The organism is Streptomyces sp. NPDC093586, assembly GCF_044764905.1.
Classification (GTDB): Bacteria; Actinomycetota; Actinomycetes; order Streptomycetales; family Streptomycetaceae; genus Streptomyces.
Map to the genome: position 1 here is coordinate 148,201 of NZ_JBIWJA010000005.1, position 18,457 is coordinate 166,657.

18 protein-coding genes, 1 pseudogene and 1 riboswitch are annotated in these 18,457 nt (G+C 74.7%); of the genes and pseudogenes, 11 read left to right on the plus strand and 8 right to left on the minus strand.

Annotated elements, in window-relative coordinates:
- Positions 1 to 31: 31 nt before the first annotated feature.
- A pseudogene (locus ACIRFH_RS08140) lies at positions 32 to 179 on the minus strand (aminoglycoside phosphotransferase family protein); the annotation flags it as partial.
- 115 nt (positions 180 to 294) lie between these two features.
- A riboswitch (cobalamin riboswitch) is annotated at positions 295 to 379 on the plus strand.
- A gap of 130 nt (positions 380 to 509) precedes the next feature.
- On the opposite strand from ACIRFH_RS08140, the gene ACIRFH_RS08145 reads away from it, so the two are divergent.
- The 6 genes from ACIRFH_RS08145 to ACIRFH_RS08170 all read left to right on the plus strand — a co-directional run bounded on the left by ACIRFH_RS08145 (position 510) and on the right by ACIRFH_RS08170 (position 7,013).
- Complete coding sequence (locus ACIRFH_RS08145) at positions 510 to 1,757, plus strand: prenyltransferase/squalene oxidase repeat-containing protein (protein WP_403518040.1); 1,248 nt, start codon at positions 510 to 512, stop codon at positions 1,755 to 1,757.
- Complete coding sequence (locus ACIRFH_RS08150; protein ID WP_403518041.1) at positions 1,754 to 2,410, plus strand: SCO2322 family protein; 657 nt, start codon at positions 1,754 to 1,756, stop codon at positions 2,408 to 2,410. The genes ACIRFH_RS08145 and ACIRFH_RS08150 overlap by 4 nt, the downstream gene beginning before the upstream one ends.
- A gap of 172 nt (positions 2,411 to 2,582) precedes the next feature.
- Positions 2,583 to 3,770 carry an energy-coupling factor transporter transmembrane component T gene (locus tag ACIRFH_RS08155; protein WP_403518043.1) on the plus strand — a complete coding sequence of 396 codons (1,188 nt, stop codon included), beginning with the start codon at positions 2,583 to 2,585 and terminating at the stop codon, positions 3,768 to 3,770.
- The gene (locus tag ACIRFH_RS08160; protein WP_403518045.1) at positions 3,767 to 5,443 is read left to right on the plus strand and encodes an ABC transporter ATP-binding protein; all 1,677 of its coding nucleotides are present in this window, start codon (positions 3,767 to 3,769) and stop codon (positions 5,441 to 5,443) included. Before ACIRFH_RS08155 ends, ACIRFH_RS08160 begins: the two co-directional genes overlap by 4 nt.
- Before the next feature lie 89 nt (positions 5,444 to 5,532).
- Positions 5,533 to 6,345 (plus strand): ECF transporter S component, encoded by an 813-nt coding sequence (locus tag ACIRFH_RS08165; protein ID WP_403518261.1) that lies wholly within the window; start codon positions 5,533 to 5,535, stop codon positions 6,343 to 6,345.
- A gap of 254 nt (positions 6,346 to 6,599) precedes the next feature.
- Entirely contained in the window at positions 6,600 to 7,013 is a 414-nt protein-coding gene (locus ACIRFH_RS08170; RefSeq protein WP_403518047.1) for a transglycosylase SLT domain-containing protein, read from the plus strand.
- Between the two features lie 311 nt (positions 7,014 to 7,324).
- Here the strand turns inward: ACIRFH_RS08170 and ACIRFH_RS08175 are convergent, their stop codons facing one another.
- The 3 genes from ACIRFH_RS08175 to ACIRFH_RS08185 form a co-directional block, all read right to left on the minus strand.
- A complete protein-coding gene (locus ACIRFH_RS08175) occupies positions 7,325 to 7,549 on the minus strand; it encodes a type II toxin-antitoxin system HicA family toxin (RefSeq protein ID WP_403518049.1) in 225 nt (74 codons plus the stop codon).
- Positions 7,546 to 7,761, minus strand: coding sequence for a type II toxin-antitoxin system HicB family antitoxin (locus ACIRFH_RS08180; RefSeq protein ID WP_403518051.1), 216 nt, complete (start codon positions 7,759 to 7,761; stop codon positions 7,546 to 7,548). The genes ACIRFH_RS08175 and ACIRFH_RS08180 overlap by 4 nt, the downstream gene beginning before the upstream one ends.
- A gap of 156 nt (positions 7,762 to 7,917) precedes the next feature.
- Positions 7,918 to 8,955, minus strand: a complete 1,038-nt coding sequence (locus ACIRFH_RS08185; RefSeq protein ID WP_403518053.1) for a BtrH N-terminal domain-containing protein — start codon at positions 8,953 to 8,955, stop codon at positions 7,918 to 7,920.
- 129 nt (positions 8,956 to 9,084) lie between these two features.
- Here ACIRFH_RS08185 and ACIRFH_RS08190 point away from each other — a divergent pair, with 129 nt between their 5' ends.
- Positions 9,085 to 10,722 (plus strand): hypothetical protein, encoded by a 1,638-nt coding sequence (locus tag ACIRFH_RS08190; RefSeq protein WP_403518054.1) that lies wholly within the window; start codon positions 9,085 to 9,087, stop codon positions 10,720 to 10,722.
- Here ACIRFH_RS08190 and ACIRFH_RS08195 read toward each other — a convergent pair.
- Positions 10,676 to 12,787, minus strand: coding sequence for a bifunctional glycosyltransferase 87/phosphatase PAP2 family protein (locus ACIRFH_RS08195; protein WP_403518056.1), 2,112 nt, complete (start codon positions 12,785 to 12,787; stop codon positions 10,676 to 10,678). The two genes, ACIRFH_RS08190 and ACIRFH_RS08195, sit on opposite strands and share 47 nt — an antisense overlap.
- Positions 12,788 to 13,318: 531 nt before the next feature.
- On the opposite strand from ACIRFH_RS08195, the gene proP reads away from it, so the two are divergent.
- Entirely contained in the window at positions 13,319 to 14,716 is a 1,398-nt protein-coding gene (gene proP, locus ACIRFH_RS08200; RefSeq protein WP_403518058.1) for a glycine betaine/L-proline transporter ProP, read from the plus strand.
- A 199-nt stretch (positions 14,717 to 14,915) separates the two neighbouring features.
- Positions 14,916 to 15,587, plus strand: coding sequence for an O-methyltransferase (locus ACIRFH_RS08205; RefSeq protein WP_403518059.1), 672 nt, complete (start codon positions 14,916 to 14,918; stop codon positions 15,585 to 15,587).
- 17 nt (positions 15,588 to 15,604) lie between these two features.
- On the opposite strand, the gene ACIRFH_RS08210 is transcribed toward ACIRFH_RS08205, so the two are convergent.
- Complete coding sequence (locus tag ACIRFH_RS08210) at positions 15,605 to 15,997, minus strand: hypothetical protein (protein WP_403518060.1); 393 nt, start codon at positions 15,995 to 15,997, stop codon at positions 15,605 to 15,607.
- Positions 15,998 to 16,091: 94 nt separating this feature from the next.
- Between ACIRFH_RS08210 and ACIRFH_RS08215 the strand changes: the two genes are divergently transcribed.
- Positions 16,092 to 16,499 carry a DUF1992 domain-containing protein gene (locus ACIRFH_RS08215; protein ID WP_403518062.1) on the plus strand — a complete coding sequence of 136 codons (408 nt, stop codon included), beginning with the start codon at positions 16,092 to 16,094 and terminating at the stop codon, positions 16,497 to 16,499.
- Between the two features lie 10 nt (positions 16,500 to 16,509).
- Here the strand turns inward: ACIRFH_RS08215 and ACIRFH_RS08220 are convergent, their stop codons facing one another.
- Both ACIRFH_RS08220 and ACIRFH_RS08225 read right to left on the minus strand, forming a co-directional pair.
- Entirely contained in the window at positions 16,510 to 17,118 is a 609-nt protein-coding gene (locus ACIRFH_RS08220; RefSeq protein WP_403518064.1) for a hypothetical protein, read from the minus strand.
- A 5-nt stretch (positions 17,119 to 17,123) separates the two neighbouring features.
- Positions 17,124 to 17,789, minus strand: coding sequence for a hypothetical protein (locus tag ACIRFH_RS08225; RefSeq protein WP_403518066.1), 666 nt, complete (start codon positions 17,787 to 17,789; stop codon positions 17,124 to 17,126).
- A gap of 163 nt (positions 17,790 to 17,952) precedes the next feature.
- On the opposite strand from ACIRFH_RS08225, the gene ACIRFH_RS08230 reads away from it, so the two are divergent.
- On the plus strand, positions 17,953 to 18,456 hold the full coding sequence (locus ACIRFH_RS08230) for a GNAT family N-acetyltransferase (protein WP_403518068.1): 504 nt from the start codon (positions 17,953 to 17,955) through the stop codon (positions 18,454 to 18,456).
- Position 18,457: the final 1 nt, after the last annotated feature.

The window sequence follows — 18,457 nt, forward strand, 5'->3', positions numbered from 1 at the left end:
CGGCGAGGGGAGGACGGCGCCCCGGTCCGCCGGGCCGCACCCGGGGCACCGGCTCAGCCGCGCGCGTGCTCCATCACCGCGCCCTCGGCCACGGCGTCCCCGACGCCTTCCCGGTCGCGGCGCAGCACCCACGCCTCGTCGATCCCGTGCACGTCGGCCGTGCGTCCCGTGCCGAGCAGTCTCCCGGGGGCATGCCCGGAAGGTACTCGAGGCCCGCCCCGCCCCGGGGCCGCCCCTCGGTCCGCCCTTCTTACGGCCGGGTAAAGTGGCGGCGTCGTCATCACACCCGTACGGGGGGAAGCCGGTGCAATTCCGGCGCTGACCCGCAACCGTGAGCCGTCCGCCGAGCAATGTTCGCAGGCGGTGAGCCGGATCGCCCCGGACGGGACCGTGACCGGCTCACGTGCCCGGCGTCCGCCGTGCACGGGCACCGTCGAGGCATACGGGGCCGAGCCGCCGGGGGTGCCCCGTGCTGTCCGGTCCCGCACAGGGAAAGGCACCCGCCGATCATGAACGTCCGCCGTCGCAGCGCCGCGGCCCTGGCCGCCATAGCCGTGTTCGGCGCCGCCGCGCCCGCGGTCGCCGCCGACCCGTCACCGTCCGCCTCCGCCTCCCTGCCCGCCGGGCTGTACGGCAGCGCCGACCCCCAGTACGACGGCGTGTGGCGCCAGTCGCTGACCCTGCTCGCGCAGGACACCGTGCGCATGGTGCCCGCGAAGCAGGCCGTGGACTGGCTCACCGGGCAGCAGTGCGCCAACGGCGCCTTCGCGCCCTACCGGGCCGACACGAGCAAGCCCTGCGACGCCAGGACCATGGTCGACACCAACAGCACGGCCGCCGCCGTCCAGGCGCTGTGGGCCGTCGGCGGGCACGGCGACGTCGTCGAGGACGCCCTCGCCTGGCTCAAGTCCGTGCAGAACAAGGACGGCGGCTGGGGCTACAGCCCCGGCGGCCCCAGCGACGCCAACTCCACCTCCGTCGTCATCGGCGCCCTGACCGCCACCGGCACCGAGCCGGAGAGCGTCACGAAGGACGGCAAGACGCCCTACGACGCCCTGCTGACGTTCGCGCTGCCCTGCTCGGAGGGCGAGGGCGCGGGCGCCTTCGCCTTCCAGCCCGACAAGGCCGGCAAGCTCCTCGCCAACGACGACGCGACCGCCGCCGGTGTCCTCGGCGCGCTCGGCAAGGGCCTGGTCACCGAGCCGGGCAGGACGGCGGGCGGCGGCGACGCCGGCTGCGCCGGTGGCGACAAGCCCACCCGCGAGCAGGCCGCCGCCAACGGCGCCGCCCACCTCGCGCGGGCCGTGGCGAAGGACGGCCACCTGACCTCCGCCCTCGCCGGCGCCGACCCGCAGCCCGACTACGGCAACACCGCCGACGCCGTCGTCGCGCTCGCCGCGCAGGGCGGCGCCGAGAAGGCCGCGAAGCCGCTGGCCTGGCTGCAGAAGAACGCCGGCACCTGGGCGAAGCAGAGCGGTCCCGCCGCCTACGCCCAGCTCATCCTCGCCGCCCACGCCACGGGCACCGACCCCCGCGCCTTCGGCGGCGCCGACCTGGTGAAGCAGCTGAACGCCACGGGGCCCGCCCCCGAGGGGTTCAAGGCGACGGACACCTTGCGGACCACCAACCAGGCCGCCGACGAGGACAAGAAGGACGACTCCCCGTTCGGGGTCTGGTGGTTCGTCGGCGTCTGCCTCGTCTTCGGCATCGGCATCGGCTTCTTCCTCAGCGGACGCAACCGGAAGCGGCAGCCGTGATACGCCGCCTCGCCCTCCTGCTGCTGGCCGGGCTCGCGATCGTCGCGGGCGCGGGCCAGGCGCAGGCCGCCGGTTACCGTTACTGGTCCTTCTGGGACCGCGACGGCGACCACTGGACGTACGCCACCCAGGGCCCCTCCATGGCCCGCCCCTCCGACGGCGACGTCCAGGGCTTCCGCTTCTCGGTGAGCGAGGACTCGGGCGACGCTGCCCGGCCGCGCGGCACGGCGGACTTCGCGGCGATCTGCGCGAAGACGCCCGCGCAGGACGGCACGAAGCGGGTGGCGCTCGTCCTGGACTTCGGTACGGCGCCCGACGCCCCGTCCGGCGAGACCCCGCCCGCAGGCCGTACGGCCTGCGCCCGCGTCTCCCCCGACGCCACGACGGCCGACGCCCTGGCCGCCGTCGCCGGCCCCCTGCGCTACGACACCAACGCCCTGCTCTGCGCCATCGCGGGCTACCCGAGGACGGGGTGCGGGGAGCAGGTGACGGGCGAGCAGGACCCGACGGCCACCGCGGCGCCCGAGCGGAAGCCCGCCCAGGACGACGACGGCGGCCCGTCGGTGGGCATCGTCACGGGCATGGCGATCGTCGCGGCCCTGGCCGCCGCGGCCACCTGGCAGTCGAGGCGGCGCAGGAATGCCGACTCCTGACCCGGCCCAGCCCGCAGCCGAGCCCACGGCCCGGCCTGCGGGCAGTCGTGCCGCCCGGCCCACGGCCCAGCCCGCGAGCAGCCGCGCCACCCAGCCCACCCGGCCTGCGGGCAGTCGTGCCGCCGGGGCGACGGGGGTCCCCCCGCGCGAGCGAAGCCGAGCATGGGAAAGGGTGGGCGCTGGGGGCACCCCCTCTGGAGGAGGCAACCCGTCAGCGCGGGCAAGCGCCCCCACCCCCCGGCACCAGCGCCCCGCCACCACGCGACCGGCGTCCGCGGCACCCACCCCCCTCCACCCCGGCGCCTGGTGGCTGTGGGCGCTGGCCCTCGGCACCGCCGCCACCCGCACCACCAACCCCCTCCTCCTCGCCCTCCTCGTCGCCGTCTCCGCCTACGTCGTCATCGCCCGCCGCCCCCACGCCCCCTGGTCCCGCTCCTACGGCGCCTTCGTCAAGCTCGCCCTCGCCGTCCTGGTGATCCGCCTGCTGTTCACCACGGTCCTCGGATCCCCCATCCCCGGCACCCACACCCTCGTCACCCTCCCCGAGGTCCCCCTCCCCCACTGGGCGCAGGGCATCCGCCTCGGCGGCCGGGTCACCGCCGAGGGCCTCGCCTTCGCCCTGTACGACGCGATGAAGCTCGCCGCCCTCCTCGTCTGCGTCGGCGCCGCGAACGCCCTCGCCAATCCCTCCCGCCTCCTCAAGTCCCTCCCCGGCGCCCTGTACGAGATGGGCGTGGCCGTCGTCGTCGCCCTCACCTTCGCCCCGCACCTCATCGCCGACGTCCACCGCCTCCGCGCCGCCCGCCGCCTGCGAGGCCGCCCCGACAAGGGCGTACGCGGCCTGCTCCACGTGGGGCTGCCGGTGCTGGAGGGCGCCCTGGAGCGCTCCGTCGCCCTCGCCGCCGCGATGGACGCCCGCGGCTACGGCCGTACCGCCGCCGTCCCCGCCGCCGTACGCCGTACCACCGCCGTCCTCACCCTGGGCGGTCTGCTCGGCGTCTGCGCGGGGACGTACGGCGTGCTGACCGCCGCCGGCGGCGCGTACGGCGTCCCCGTCCTGCTCGCCGGGCTCGCCGCCGCCCTCGCGGGGCTGTGGCTCGGCGGGCGCCGCTCCCCGCGCACCCGCTACCGCCCCGACCGCTGGGACGCCCGCGCCTGGCTGGTCACCGCGTCCGGGGTGGCGGTCGCGGCCGCGCTGTCCGTGGCCGCCGTCCGCGACCCGGCGGCGCTGCACCCGGGCGTGGTCCCGCTGGTCGCGCCGTCGCTGCCGCTGTGGCCGGCGGCGGCCGTGCTCGTCGGCCTGCTCCCGGCGTTCGTCACCCCCGCCCCCGCATCCCCACCCGCCAAGGAGCCGTCGTGATCCGCTTCGAGGACGTATCGGTCACCTACGACGGGGTGACCGAACCCACCGTCCGCGGCGTGGACTTCGAGGTCCCCGAGGGTGAACTCGTCCTGCTGGCCGGTCCGTCGGGCGTCGGCAAGTCGACCGTGCTCGGCGCGGTCGGCGGTCTCGTGCCGCACTTCACCGGCGGCACCCTGCGCGGCCGGGTCACCGTGGCCGGCCGCGACACCCGCACCCACAAGCCGCGCGAACTCGCCGACGTGGTCGGCACGGTGGGCCAGGACCCGCTGTCCCACTTCGTGACGGACACCGTCGAGGACGAACTCGCCTACGGCATGGAGTCCCTGGGGCTCGCCCCGGACGTGATGCGCCGCCGCGTCGAGGAGACCCTCGACCTTCTCGGCCTGTCCGACCTGCGCTCCCGTCCCATCGCCACGCTCTCCGGCGGCCAGCGGCAGCGCGTCGCCATCGGCTCGGTGCTCACCCCGCACCCCGACGTCCTGGTCCTGGACGAGCCGACCTCCGCCCTGGACCCGGCCGCCGCGGAGGAGGTCCTGGCGGTCCTCCAGCGCCTGGTCCACGACCTCGGGACGACGGTCCTGATGGCCGAGCACCGCCTGGAGCGCGTCATCCAGTACGCCGACCAGGTCGTCCTGCTCCCGTCCCCGGGCGCGGCGCCGGTCGTCGGCGCCCCGGCGGAGGTGATGGCCGTGTCCCCGGTGTACCCGCCGGTGGTGGACCTGGGCCGGCTGGCGGGCTGGTCCCCGCTGCCGCTGACGATCCGGGACGCCCGCCGCCGCGCGGCCCCGCTGCGGGAACGGCTGGCCGACCGGCGGCCCCCGGAGCGCGTCCCCTCGGGCTCCGCGCTCCCGGCGCCCCGGCCCGCGCCCGCGTCCTTCCTGCGGCGCCGCAGGAAGCAGGCGGACGCCGCCCCCTCCCCGTACGCCGCCGAGGTCCGCTCCCTGGCCGTCCGGCGCGGCCGGATCCAGGCGCTGCGCGACGTCGGCCTCACCGTCTCCCCCGGCGAGACGGTCGCCCTCATGGGCCGCAACGGCGCCGGGAAGTCCACGCTCCTCTCCGCGCTCGTCGGCCTCGTCGAGCCGTCCGCCGGGTCCGTCCGCGCCGGCGACGCCGTACCGCACCGCACGCCCCCGCGCGAGCTGGTGCGCCGGGTCGGCCTGGTCCCGCAGGAGCCGCGCGACCTGCTGTACGCCGACACGGTCGCCGCCGAGTGCGCGGCCGCCGACCGGGACGCGGACGCGGCGCCCGGCACCTGCCGCGCCCTGCTGACGGAACTGCTGCCCGGCGTCACCGACGACACGCACCCCCGCGACCTCTCGGAGGGCCAGCGCCTGACCCTCGCGCTGTCCGTGGTCCTGACCGCCCGCCCTCCCCTCCTCCTCCTGGACGAGCCGACGCGCGGTCTGGACTACGCGGCGAAGGCCCGCCTGGCCGGCGTCCTGCGCTCGCTGGCGGCCGACGGCCACGCGATCGTGCTGGCCACGCACGACGTGGAACTGGCCGCCGAGCTGGCCGACCGGGTCGTGCTGCTCGCCGAGGGCGAGGTGATCGCCGACGGCCCGGCGGCGGACGTGGTGGTGGCGTCCCCGTCCTTCGCCCCGCAGGTCGCGAAGGTCCTGGCACCGCAGAAGTGGCTGACGGTGGCGCAGGTGCGGGAGGCCCTGTCGTGAGCGGCGCCGCCCCGGCCCCCGGGCGCCGCACCCCGGCCCGCACCGCCCCCGCCCCCGCCTCCGCCGCCCCGCAGCGCCAGGCCCGCGCCGTGCGCCTGGGCCCCCGCTCCGTCGCCGCCCTCGTCCTGGTCAGCGCGGTGGGCGTGGCGGGCTTCGGCTGGCCCTTCCTCGCCCCGCCGGACGCCTCCGTGAACGCCCACGCCCAGGACGCGCCGTGGCTGTTCGCGGGCCTGCTGGTGCTGCTGGTGGCCGTGGTGGCGGCGACGATCTCGGAGTCGGGCCTCGGTCCCAAGGCCGTGGCGATGCTCGGCGTCCTGGCGGCGGCGGGCGCCGCGCTGCGTCCGATCGGCGCGGGGACGGCGGGCCTGGAGCCGATGTTCTTCCTGATGGTCCTCAGCGGCCGGGTCCTCGGCCCCGGCTTCGGCTTCGTCCTCGGCTCGGTCACGATGTTCGCGTCCGCGCTGCTCACGGGCGGGGTGGGGCCGTGGATGCCGTTCCAGATGCTGGCGATGGGCTGGTTCACGATGGGCGCGGGCCTGCTGCCCTTCCCCGACCGGCTGCGCGGCCGGGGAGAGCTGCTCCTGCTGGCCGCGTACGGCTTCCTGGCGGCGTTCGCCTACGGCACGGTGATGAACCTGGCGGGCTGGACCTTCATGAACACGCTCGCCTCGAACATCGCCTTCGACCCGGACGCGTCGGTCCCCGACAACCTGGCCCGCTTCGTCGCCTACTGCCTGGCCACGTCCCTGGGCTGGGACGGGGGCCGCGCCGCCATGACGGTCGTGCTCACCCTCGCGCTCGGCACGCCGGTGCTGAAGGCGCTGCGCCGCGCCACCCGCAGGGCGGCCTTCGAGACCCCGGTCACGTTCGAGAAGGCCGACGAGGTGAGGCGCCCCACGTGACCCGGTTCACCTACGAGGCGGGGTCGTAGCCGGCGGGCCGCGCACCGGGCCCTCACGCGACCGCCCGCTCCCCCGCCTACGGCCTTCCTTAGCAAAAGGGGTGATTGCGGACGGATGGCCGGCCTGTTTCTCTGAAGCAGTCGCCAGGCGCCGATGCCCCCACGGGCCACGGCGCCGACGCACGCCCCCGCCGGGCACCACGCGGTCCCGGCCGGTGTGCGCCGACGCCCCTGTCCCCGAAGAAAGGCACCCCGTTGACCGTCGCCTCCCTCCTCCGCACCGTCGCCGCCCCGAAGAAGGCCCTCGCGGGCGCCGCCCTGGCCGCGGCCGCCTGCGGCTCCCTGATCGCCGCCGGGCCCGCCCAGGCCGCGACGCCGGACTCCTCGGCCCGGGCGACCGCGCAGAAGATGATCGGTGACTCGGCCGAGTACCAGTGCTTCTCGAAGATCGTCGAACACGAGAGCGGCTGGAACGTCAACGCCACCAACGCCTCCAGCGGTGCCTACGGCCTGGTCCAGGCCCTGCCCGGCTCGAAGATGGCCTCGGCCGGCTCCGACTGGAAGACCAACCCGGCCACCCAGATCAAGTGGGGACTGGACTACATGAAGGACCGCTACGGCGGCGCCTGCGACGCCTGGAGCTTCTGGCAGGCCAACAGCTGGTACTGATCCCGGCCCCCTGTACCGAAGGCGGCGGCCCCCCGATCCCCGGGGCCGCCGCCTTCGCGCGTCCCGGCACCGCCCGCCGGGGCGGCCCGGCAAAAAGCCCGCGCACCGGACGCGTCGCCCACCATCGGCCTCAGCAGTCCGGAGACCACCGGGACGACCAGCTCCGACGGCGACGCGTCGTCACCCTCCGCCGTCCCCGTCCGCTGTCGTCGCCGTCGGACACGGCCGTTACTCGGCGCCGAGGAGGCGGAGGCCGTGCCGGGCACCCCACGGGGGCGGATCCGGTCACTGCCAGAACCTCCCGGACGGTGCTACTTCAGGTGCTCTTCGAGGTCGTCGACGGTCCAGTCGGCCTGGCGGAGGACGGAGCGGAGGGTGCCGGGTGCGAGGCTGCGGTGGAGCGGCACGATGACGGTCCGCTCGCCACTTCGGTACTTGGTGTGACTGCCGCGGGTGGCGATGTGCTCGAAGCCACCGCGTTCCAGGGCCTTGGCGACGGCCGCGCCGGACAGGCCCGTGGGAACAGCGGGACTCATGCGACGCGCCGCACTTCGATGGGGGCGGTGATCACGTCGGTGACCTCGGGCGCGGGAGCGTCCTCGAAGTAGAGTTCCAGGGCCTCACGCAGGTTCTCCAGGGATTCCTCGATGGTCTCGCCCTGAGAGGTGACCTCGACCTGGAGACAGCGCGCCACATACCACTCGCCCTCACGGGTGATCGCGGCGGTCAGGTGCAGTTCGTCAGCCATGCCGCCAGTCTGGCACGCGCCCCCTCCCCGGACAGCGGCTTTCTCCGGGGTCACCCGTACTCGTACTCGCGTTGACCTGCAAGGGGCTGCCCTCCAGAGCCGTGCCGGCCCGAGCTCTTCCTCGGCTCCTCCTGACCTGCGTCCCGCCCACCCTCCTCAGCACCCGGCAGGGGGTGTCACAGAGCAAGGCACCCGCGCACCCGGCGCCTCCTGGAGCAGGCTGAGCGCCCGCATCGCCTCGCGTTCGATACGGGAGAGCTGGTGGAGGACGGAGCCGGCCTCCACGAGGTGCTTCGCGTCGCCGGATTCACCCGCCGCCGCGACGAGTGCGGCCACCTGCGTCCAGAGGGCGGCGGCCTCGGCGTACAGGCTGTGGCCGGTGCGCAGGTGGCGGCTGTCGATCAGCCGGGCGCACTCGGCGAGGAAGTCCCGGTAGAGGTTGCGGAACAGGGCGCCGCCGGTGCCGGCCCGCTCCATGAGGAGGGCGGCCCGCGGCAGGTCCTCCCGCGGATCGCCGCTGCGCCGCAGCCACTTCGGTACCAGCCCGGCGGCCTTCTCGATGCCCCGGTGGCCCAGGTTCGCGATGGGCGGGTTCAGGAAGGCCTCGGCGCAGGCCCTGATCGCGGGGACGATCCGCTCTTCCGGCGCCGCCTGGCCGATGGGCGCCGTGACGGTGAAGGAGCGGTGCCTGGCGGTCATGGGGCCGCGCTCGGCCCTGGCCCTGGCCAGACTCGCGAGGCCGGTCGTGACGGCGCCGCCCTGCTGGTCGGTGTCCACCAGGTAGGCGTTCTGTTCGTCGTAGCCGTACATGGCCACGACGTGTCCGCCGAAGTGCACCCGGGTGCCGAAGTAGTCCAGGTGGTAGCTGTCGAGCTGCAGGCCGACCGGCCGACCGGCGTCGAGGGGGGCCGTCACGTTCCGCCACGCCTTGCGCGGGGAGGTGGTCTCCTCCACCGCGAGCTCGAGTCCGAGGGTGGCGGCCAGGTTCCGGGTGAGCTGGAACGGCTTGACCCGGCCCCCCAGGAAGGGGAAGCCCATGTTCCTGCTGTCCCAGTAGACGAAGGACAGCCCGGAACCGAGCCCGAACAGCATGGGCTCGGACAGGTCGAGCCCCTCATGCCGCAACAGCACGCCCAGTGCCGTCGTCTCACAGTGCCGCATACCGCGGGCCTCGACGCCTTCCACCACGACCATGCCGCCCAGTCTCCTCCCTCAGGCCGGCTGACCGGGCCCGGGTCGGGGCAACGTTTCTGTTCGATTTATCGTCTTCGCACGTGTGTCCGCACCGGGCACGCCTGACGAAGCCGAACGGAAGCCCCGACCGTGGTCTCTGCCGATCTCACCGTCGCCCCGCCCCGACAGCGGTCGGACGGACGCCGGAACGACGCGCCGCGCGCCTTCTGGCACCGGCATCGCGTGCCACTGCTCGCCACGCTGCCCACCCTGCCCCTGTACGGGGTGTGGTGGGCTTTCCTCGCGACCGGCGGCGGTGACCTCGCCGCGCAGCAGGCGTGGGCGGACTTCGCGGGGCGGCACGGCGGGTCGGCGTACGGGCTGTTCTGGTACGGCGGGATGCACACCGCCAACTACAGCCTGATATCGCCGTACTTGATGGCCGCGCTCGGGGTGCGCACGGTCACCGTGGTGTCCGGGCTGGTCTCCTCCTGGCTGGCGGCCGTGCTGATCACGCGGGCGGGGGTGCGCCGGCCGCTGTGGCCCGCGCTGCTGGCCTCGCTCGCGCTGTGGTGCGACGTCGCCTCGGGGCGGACCACCTTCGCGCTGGGCGTCGCCTTCGGGCTGGCGGCGTGCGTGGCGCTGGTCCGCGAGCGGCGGCTCGTCCTCGCCGCCGTCTGCGCCCTGCTCTCCACCATGGCCTCCCCGGTGGCCGGGCTGTTCGTGGCCGTCGCCGGGGCCGGGTTCCTGCTGGTGCGGGACTGGGGGCGGGCGCTCGTCCTGCTCGTGCCGCCCGCCGCCGTCGTCGGGCTCACCACGCTGTTCTTCCCCTTCACCGGGGAGCAGCCGATGGCGTCGGGGCGGATCTGGCAGCCGGCCGGGCTCGGGCTCGCCGTCGCCGTGCTGGCCCCCCGTACCTGGCGGGTGGCGCGGTGGAGCGGGGCCGTGTACGCGGTCGGGGTCGTGCTGACGTATCTGATCGCCTCCCCGATCGGGACGAACGTCGAGCGGTTCGCCGAGCTGTTCGCGCCCGCCGCGCTGCTCGCCGCCCTGCTCTCGATGGACCGGACGCGGCGGGTCACGAGTGTTCTGCTGGCCGCCGCGCTCGTCTACTCCGTCGGGTGGGTGGGGAAGAAGACCGCCGACGACCTGAAGGTGTCGACCGTGGTGCCCGCCTGGGCCGCCGAGACGGACGGCGTCGTGCGGGCGCTGGAGGGGCTCGGGGCCGACCGCACCCGGGTCGAGGTCGTGCCCGCCCGCAACCACCGCGAGGCCGCCCGGCTCGCCCCGCACGTCAACATGGCCCGCGGCTGGAACCGGCAGCTGGACGTCGAGCGCGGCCGGCTCTTCTACGACGGCAGCTTCTCCCCGGCCGCCTACCGGGCGTGGCTGGACCGCTGGGCCGTCGGCCTCGTCGTCCTGCCGCTCGCCAGGCCGGACGGCCCCGCCGCGGCCGAGGCGGCGCTCGTGCGGAACCCGGAGCGGCGGCCCGAGTGGCTGGAGCCGGTCTGGCGGGACGAGCACTGGCAGGTGTTCCGGGTGCGGGACGCCGTGCCGCTGGTCTCCGCGCCCGGCACCGTCGTGACGACCACCGGCACCAGCCTCGTCCTGCGCGCGGACCGGCCGGGTCCGGTCACCGTGAAGGTCGCCTGGTCGCCGTGGCTGCGGGCCGACGGCGGGTGCCTGTCCCAGGACGGCGAGTTCACGCGGCTGACCGTGCCGGCGGCGGGCGAGTACCGGATCAGCTCGGAGTACCTTCCTTCGCCGACGACGCCGGCCCGCTGCTGACCTCGTCGGCCGGGGTACGCGGGGCGGGGGTCGAAGCCCGCCCCTCCACCGCCGTCGGCGTCGCCGTGACCGTCCGGGCCCGGGGGCCCTGGAACAGGTACGTCAGTCCGAAGCCCGCGGCGACCACGACCGCGCCGCCCACCGCGTCCAGCACCCAGTGGTTGCCGGTCGCCACGATCGCCGAGACCGTGAACAGCGGGTGGAGCAGGCCGAGGGCCTTCATCCAGACCCTGGGCGCGATGATCGCGATCGCCACCCCGCACCACAGCGACCAGCCGAAGTGGAGCGAGGGCATCGCCGCGTACTGGTTGGTGAGGTGCGTCAGCGTGCCGTAGTCCGGCTTGGAGAAGTCCTGCACACCGTGCACCGTGTCGATGATCCCGAGCCCCGGCATCAGGCGCGGCGGGGCCAGCGGGTACAGCCAGAAGCCGACCAGGGCCAGCAGGGTGGCGAAGCCGAGGGAGGCGCGGGCCCAGCGGTAGTCGACCGGACGGCGCCAGTACAGGATGCCGAGCACGGTCAGCGGGACGGCGAAGTGGAACGACGTGTAGTAGAAGTCGAAGAAGTCCCGCAGCCAGCCGACCTTGACCACCGCGTGGTTGACCGTGTGCTCGATGTCGATGTGCAGGAAGCGTTCGAGACCGAGGATCTGGTGGCCGTGCTCCTCCGCCCGCGCCCGGCCGGCCGAGTTGCTGCCGCCGGTCGCCGCGAGCCGGACCTGGGAGTAGGCGGCGTAGGTGACCCGGATGAGCAGGAGCTCCAGGAGGAGGTTGGGGCGGGTGAGGACCCGGCGCAGGAAGGGCAGCAGGGGGACGTGCCGGAAGCGGGTGGGGACCGGCGGTGCGTAGCCCGTCGGGACCGGGGAGCCGTAGTACGGGGAGGTGCGGGGCAGGAACGGCACGGCGACGGCGGCGGCCAGCGCCGCGAGCAGGACGATGTTGTCGCGCAGCGGGAACAGGGTCGCCATGTTCGGCAGCAGCATCTTGGCGGGCAGCGTCATCACCAGGACGACGGCGACGGGCCACACGTACCGGTCGGAGGCGCGCTTGCCGACCCGGCCGACGACCGCGAGCAGCAGCCACAGCAGCTGGTGCTGCCAGGTGGTCGGCGAGACGGCGACCGCCGCGCAGCCGGTGACGGCGACGGCGAGCAGGAGCTGGCCGTCGCGGGCGTAGCGCACGGCGCGGCGCAGGGTGAGCACCGCGACGGCGGCGCCGAGGGCGAGGAAGAGGGCGATCTCCAGGGGGCCGGTCAGACCGAACCGCAGCAGGGCGCCGTGCAGGGACTGGTTGGCGAGGTCGTCCGCCGCGCCGCCGAGACCGACGCCCGCCAGGTGGTGCACCCAGTAGGTGTACGAGTCCTGCGCCATCGCCGCCCAGGCGACGGCCGTGCAGGCGGCGAAGACGGCGGCCGTGGAGACGGCGGCCCGTCTGCGGTCGGTGAACCACAGCAGGGGTGCGAACAGGAGCACGGTCGGCTGGAAGGCGGCGGCGACGCCGATCAGCGCGCCGCCGACGCGTTCGCCGTGCTCACCGCGGACGGCGAAGCAGCCCAGCAGGACGAGCAGGACGGGCAGGATGCTGGTCTGGCCGAGCCACAGCGCGTTGCGCACGGGCAGCGAGAGCATCAGCAGGCTCACGGCGACGGGCGCCGCCAGCAGCGCCGTGAGGCGGCTCACCGGCTGGGGCAGGGCGCGGGCGACGACCAGGCCGAGGGCGACGACCAGCAGCAGTGAGCCGAAGGTCCAGCCCCAGCCGAGGGCCTGTTCGGCGGCGCGGGTGAAGGGTTTGAGGACGAGGCCGACGAAGGGGGTGCCGGTGAACTGCGTGGAGTCGTACAGCGACCCCTCCACGTGCAGGACCCCGTACTGCCCGACCCAGGTCTCCAGGTCCGTCAGCCGTTCCCCGCGCGGGGTGCCGAGGACCGTGGTCAGCTGGCGTACGGCGAGGACGGCGGCGACCAGCCACAGCCCCAGCCGCGCCGCGCGCAGCCGCGCTCTGGTCGCCTCGACGGCCGGTGCCGCGAGAACCTCCGCCGGTCGCCCACTGTGCTCCGCATTCGCCACGCCCCGTCGGCCTCCCGCCCCGCTCGTCCGCGCGCTCGTGTGCGCGGTGCTGTCCCTGCGAACCCTACGAGGCTCGCACCGGCCCCTCGGGAAGACGCAGGCGGCCCCCGTTCCGCCTGACCGCCGTCGGTCACCGGCCGGCCTCGTGACCGCCCGCCGTGTGCCTTGTCCGCCGGCTGTCCGCCTGTGGGATCCGGTTTTGTCCGTCTTCTGCCCGCATGACGATAGTGCGGCCGCGCTCCGGGCGTCTCCCCCGCCCCGTTCCGCAAGTCCGGCACCGGGCCGTGCGGAGCGAGAAGGATCACAGGTCAGAGGCGCGGAACGCACTCCGTACCGACGAGACGTCCCTGCGTGCACGTCATATTGATGCACTGTGCAACGAGCAGCTTACCGGGCGTAAGCGGCGCACCAGCGCCTATGGTCGCTTTTCGGCCTGTGGCGCATTGCCGCGGGTATCCACCGGCCCGGCGACAGTGCCGCCGTGCGGGTCGCGGTGTCCCTGTCCCCGTCGAAAGGTAGGCGAGCGGAGTTTTGTCGGCTGCCACCGTCGCATCCCACCCGTCCCTCGAGAAGCCGGCCCGCGCGGGCGCGCCGTCGTCCGGTGCCGGCGTCACCGCCACCGACCCCGCCCTCGTCAGGCGCGCTGTGAAGGCGGCGGCGCTCGGCAACGCCATGGAGTGGTTCGACTTCGGCGTCTACAGCTACATCGCCGTCACCCTCGGCAAGGTCTTCTTCCCCTCGGGCAACCCGACCGCCCAGCTGCTCTCCACGTTCGGCGCCTTCGCCGCGGCGTTCCTGGTCCGGCCGCTCGGCGGCATGGTCTTCGGTCCGCTCGGCGACCGGGTGGGGCGGCAGAAGGTCCTCGCCGTCACGATGATCATGATGGCGGCGGGCACGTTCGCCATCGGGCTGATCCCGTCGTACGCGTCGATCGGCGTGTGGGCGCCGGTGCTGCTGCTGGTGGCCCGCCTGGTGCAGGGTTTCTCGACCGGCGGTGAGTACGCGGGCGCGTCCACCTTCATCGCCGAGTACGCGCCGGACAAGCGGCGCGGGTTCCTCGGGAGCTGGCTGGAGTTCGGCACGCTCGCCGGCTACATCGGCGGCGCGGGGCTGGTGACCCTGATGACGGCACTGCTGTCCGACGGCGACCTCACCTCCTGGGGCTGGCGCATCCCGTTCCTGGTGGCGGGGCCGATGGGCCTCATCGGCCTGTACCTGCGGATGCGGCTGGAGGAGACCCCGGCGTTCGCCGCCGAGGTCGAGAAGGCGGAGGCGGAGCGGCCGAAGGTGCCGCTGCGCGAGATGGTCACCGGGCAGTGGCGGACGCTGCTGCTCTGCGTCGGCCTGGTGCTGGTCTTCAACGTCACCGACTACATGCTGCTGTCGTACATGCCGAGCTACCTGACGAGCGAGCTGAAGTACGACGAGACGCACGGGCTGCTGGTCGTACTGGCCGTGATGGCGCTGATGATGATCGTGCAGCCGTTCGCGGGCGCGCTCACCGACCGGGTCGGCCGGCGTCCGGTGATCGCGGCGGGCTGCGCCGGCTTCCTGCTGCTGTCGGTCCCGGCGCTGCTGCTGATCCGCCAGGGCAGCCTGCTCGCCGTGGGTCTCGGCATGGCCGCGCTGGGCCTGCTGCTGGTCTGCTTCACCGCGTCGATGCCGTCCGCCCTGCCCGCGCTGTTCCCGACGCGGGTGCGCTACGGCTCGCTGTCGATCGGCTTCAACGTCTCCGTGTCCCTCTTCGGCGGCACCACCCCGCTGGTGGTGACGGCGCTGATCGGGGCGACGGGCAACATGATGATGCCCGCCTACTACATGATGGCCGCGGCCGTGATCGGCGGCGTGGCGGTGTGGTTCATGACGGAGTCGGCCGGACGCCCGCTGCCGGGCTCGGCACCGGCGGTCGAACGCGCCGAGACCACCTGAGCCCGGCCGGGGCCCGGCCGGGGCCGGAGGGACGCTGCCGGGGGACCCCGACGAGACACGGCCGGGACACGGCCCGGGTACCCGCCGGGACACGCCCGGCGGGACCTCGGCCAACTCCGGGACACCTCCTCCCCGCGCGTCTATATTCGTTAGCGCATCTATTTAGAAGCGCTAACCACGCGTACGGGAGGCCCCCGGTATGAGCGACTCGCGGCTCTGGGACGACGTCGACGCCTACTTCACCAGCCACCTCTCACCGGGCGACGACGCCCTGGCGGCCGCCCTGCGGGAGAGCGACGCCGCCGGGCTGCCGCCGGTGGCCGTCACCGCCCCCCAGGGCAAGCTCCTCCACCTCCTCGCCCAGGTCCAGGGCGCCCGCACCATCCTGGAGATCGGTACCCTCGGCGGCTACAGCACCATCTGGCTGGCCCGCGCCCTGCCCGCCGACGGCCGCCTGGTCACCCTGGAGTACAGCGCCCGGCACGCCGAGGTCGCCGTCCGCAACATCGCCCGCGCCGGCCTGGACTCCCTCGTCGATGTGCGCGTCGGGCCGGCGCTGGAGTCGCTGCCGAAGCTCGCCGACGAGAACCCGCCCCCCTTCGACCTGGTCTTCATCGACGCCGACAAGGGCAACAACCCGCACTACCTGGAGTGGGCGCTGCGGCTGACCAGCACCGGCAGCCTGATCGTCATCGACAACGTGGTGCGCGGCGGGCGCGTGGCCGACGCCGCGAGCGACGCCGACGACGTGCGCGGCTCCCGCGCCGCCATCGAGATGATCGGCAGCCATCCGCGGCTGAGCGGCACCGCGATCCAGACGGTCGGCAGCAAGGGGTACGACGGCTTCGCGCTGGCGCGCGTCCTGGCCTGAGCGGTCGGGCGCGGGCCCTACGCCTCGTGGTAGAAGCCGACGTTGACGCTGCGCGGCTCGGTGCGGTCCTGGACGACGATCTCGCCGCTGCCGCCCCGGGGCAGCGACACGGTGCCGCCGTAGACGAGGGACTGCGTGTGCGCGCCGACGGTGAGGCGGACCTCGGAGGACGGGTCCGGCTGCGAGCCGCGCAGCCAGGTCAGCTGCCAGGTGCCGTCGGGGCCGCACCGGAACTCCAGGTGGACCCGGGAGACGAACAGCCAGTCCTCCGGCGTCGACAGCCGGCACACGGACCTGTCCCGGCCCACCCGCAGCACGGCGCCCGGCTCGCTGGGCGCGTCGGCCATCTGCATGCCGGCGGTGGCGCCCGCGTCCGCCGCGGTGACGGCGGCCATGGTGAGTTCGAGCACGTGCGCTCCTTCGAGACGTTCCGGCTGGCATTGGCTTGTTGTCGCCGCCGCATGATAGATCGGCCGGTGATGTGGTGTCCGGCACAATGGGGCCATGACCGAGCGAAAGCCACCCGGGGTGGAGTTCGAGTCCTGGGTCGACAAACAGATCCGCGACGCCCGTGCGCGCGGCGAGTTCGACCGGCTGCCGGGGGCGGGCAAGCCGCTCCCGAGCGACGTGGAGAGCACGTACGACGAACTGTGGTGGGTCAAGCGGAAGATGGCCCGCGAGGGTCTGTCCGTGCTGCCGCCGACGCTGGCCCTGCGCAAGGAGGCGGAGGACGCGCTCGAGGCGGCGGTGGACGCCCCGACGGAGGGGGCCGCCCGCAGGATCGTCGAGCGGATCAACGTCAAGATCCGCGACGTCATGTTCAAGCCGCCGCCCGGCCCCCCGCTGGGTCTGAAGCCCTACGACGTCGACGAGGTCGTGGAGCGGTGGCGGGAGCGCCGGGCGGAGCGGTGACGTCCGCGCGTCAGACGTGCATCAGGCGGTCGGCCAGCTCGCGGTAGTCCCGCAGGGCCAGGCGGAGCTGTTCGGTGTCGGTGCCCGTGGCGCGGGTCTCGTCGCCGGTGTCCTGCCAGGAGGTGCGCAGGGTGCGGCGGCGGTGCGTGACGGCGTCCGTGAAACGGGCGGTGAGCTCCTCCAGGACGCGGTCGGCCTCCTCGACGGAGGCCCGGGGGGCGTCGACGAACTCCGCCACGGCGTGCTGGAGCCGCTGCCCGAGCCTGTCGCACTCCTCGTGCGGCAACAGGCCGCGCGTGCCCGCGGCGCCCTCGGTGCGGGCACCGGCGGCGCTGTCGGTGGCACCGGTGGCGTCGGTCCGCGGGCCGGGGGTGCTCCCGGCACCGGTGGTGTCGGTCCGCAGGCCGGGGGTGACGTCGTCGCGGGTGCCGGCGCCGTGGTCGGCCCGTGCGCCGGGTGCCGGGGCGGTGGTGCCGTCCGCCGGGCCGGCGCCGTGGGTACCGGTGCCGTGGGGGCCGGCCGCCGGGGGCGTGCCCAGGGCGCTCTCTCCGCGGGCGTCGGGGGTCTGCGCGGCTCGCTCGGCGGGGCTGCCGCCGGGCTGCCGGGTCACGTCGGACATGTGCCTCAACTCTCCTTCGGCTGGCGCTTGCTGAACGACCATGCGTGGTGCGCGTGCGCCGGTGCGGGCCGGTCGCCGTCCGCCTCGGCCCGGTTCCGGCCGCCCTCGTGGCGGGCCGGGCGCACCAGGTCCTCGAACAGGGCGCGCGCCTCGACGAGGGCCGCGCGCATCTCCTCCGTGCCCGCACCGCCGTCCTGCGCGCCGTCCACGCGGGCGTGCGTCACGCGGTGCACGCGCCGGTAGCCCTCGACGTGGTGGGCGTGGTGCACGGACAGCGCGGCGAGCTGCTCCTCGTACTGTCCGCCGTCCGGGAAGCCGCGGGCGCCGGCCAGCTCGGCGATCAGCCGGTCCGCCTCGGCGACCGCATCGCGCGGGGAGTCGACGAAGCGTTCCTGGACGGCCGTCCAGCGCGCCTCGAACCGCTCGCGCTCGGCCGGGTCCAGCGGCCTCGGGCGCAGCGACCCGTGCCGCTCGACGCGCTCGGCCAGTTCACGTTCGGCGGCCTTGGTGTCGCCGTCGTGCCGGGCCACGGCCCGGTCGTACTCGGGCCCGAAGCGCCGCTTCAGGTTTCCGCCGTGCTGGGAGCCCCGTGCGCGCGAGGCCAGGACGGCCGCCACGACGAGCACGGCCGCCACGATCACGATCAGAGCGATGATCACGCCTGTGGACATGAGTGCCTTCCGGGTTCTCGGCCCAACCGGCTCTCCGAGCGGCCGGTTCGCACTCCGTGTTGCCGCCCTGTCCCCCCTCAAACGGCGCACGGGGAGCGCCGGCGGCGCGTCGGTGGGAAAATACGCTCGCGCACCGGGCCGGCCGGTCCCGACCATGCGGGTCATGACCTGGACCGTCGACCCGGAACCGTACGACTCCCCCGTCGCCGCCACCCTGTGGCGCGCGTACTACACGGAGGTCAGCGACCGCTGGTACCTGCTGCACGAGGGCCGGCGCACCGACCCGGACGAGCTGGAGCGGGAGATCGCCGCGCGGTCCGGCGCCGACCTGGCCCCGCCCCGGGGCCGGCTGCTGGTGGCGCGGTACGCCGGTGAGCCGGCCGGCACCGCGGGCGTACGGCTGCTGGACGGCGCGACCGCCGAGCTGACCCGGGTGTTCCTCCGGGAGGACCTGCGCGGCCGGGGCGGCGCCGCGCTGCTCGTCGGGGCCGCGGAGGAGGCCGCGCGGGAGCTCGGGGCCGCGCGGGTCGTCCTGGACACGCGCGGCGACCTCGTCGAGGCCCGCTCCCTGTACGCGCGGCTCGGCTACACGGAGACCGAGGCGTACAAGGACGACCCGTACGCCGAGCACTGGTTCACCAAGCCGCTGGTCCGGGCCGTCGTCTGAC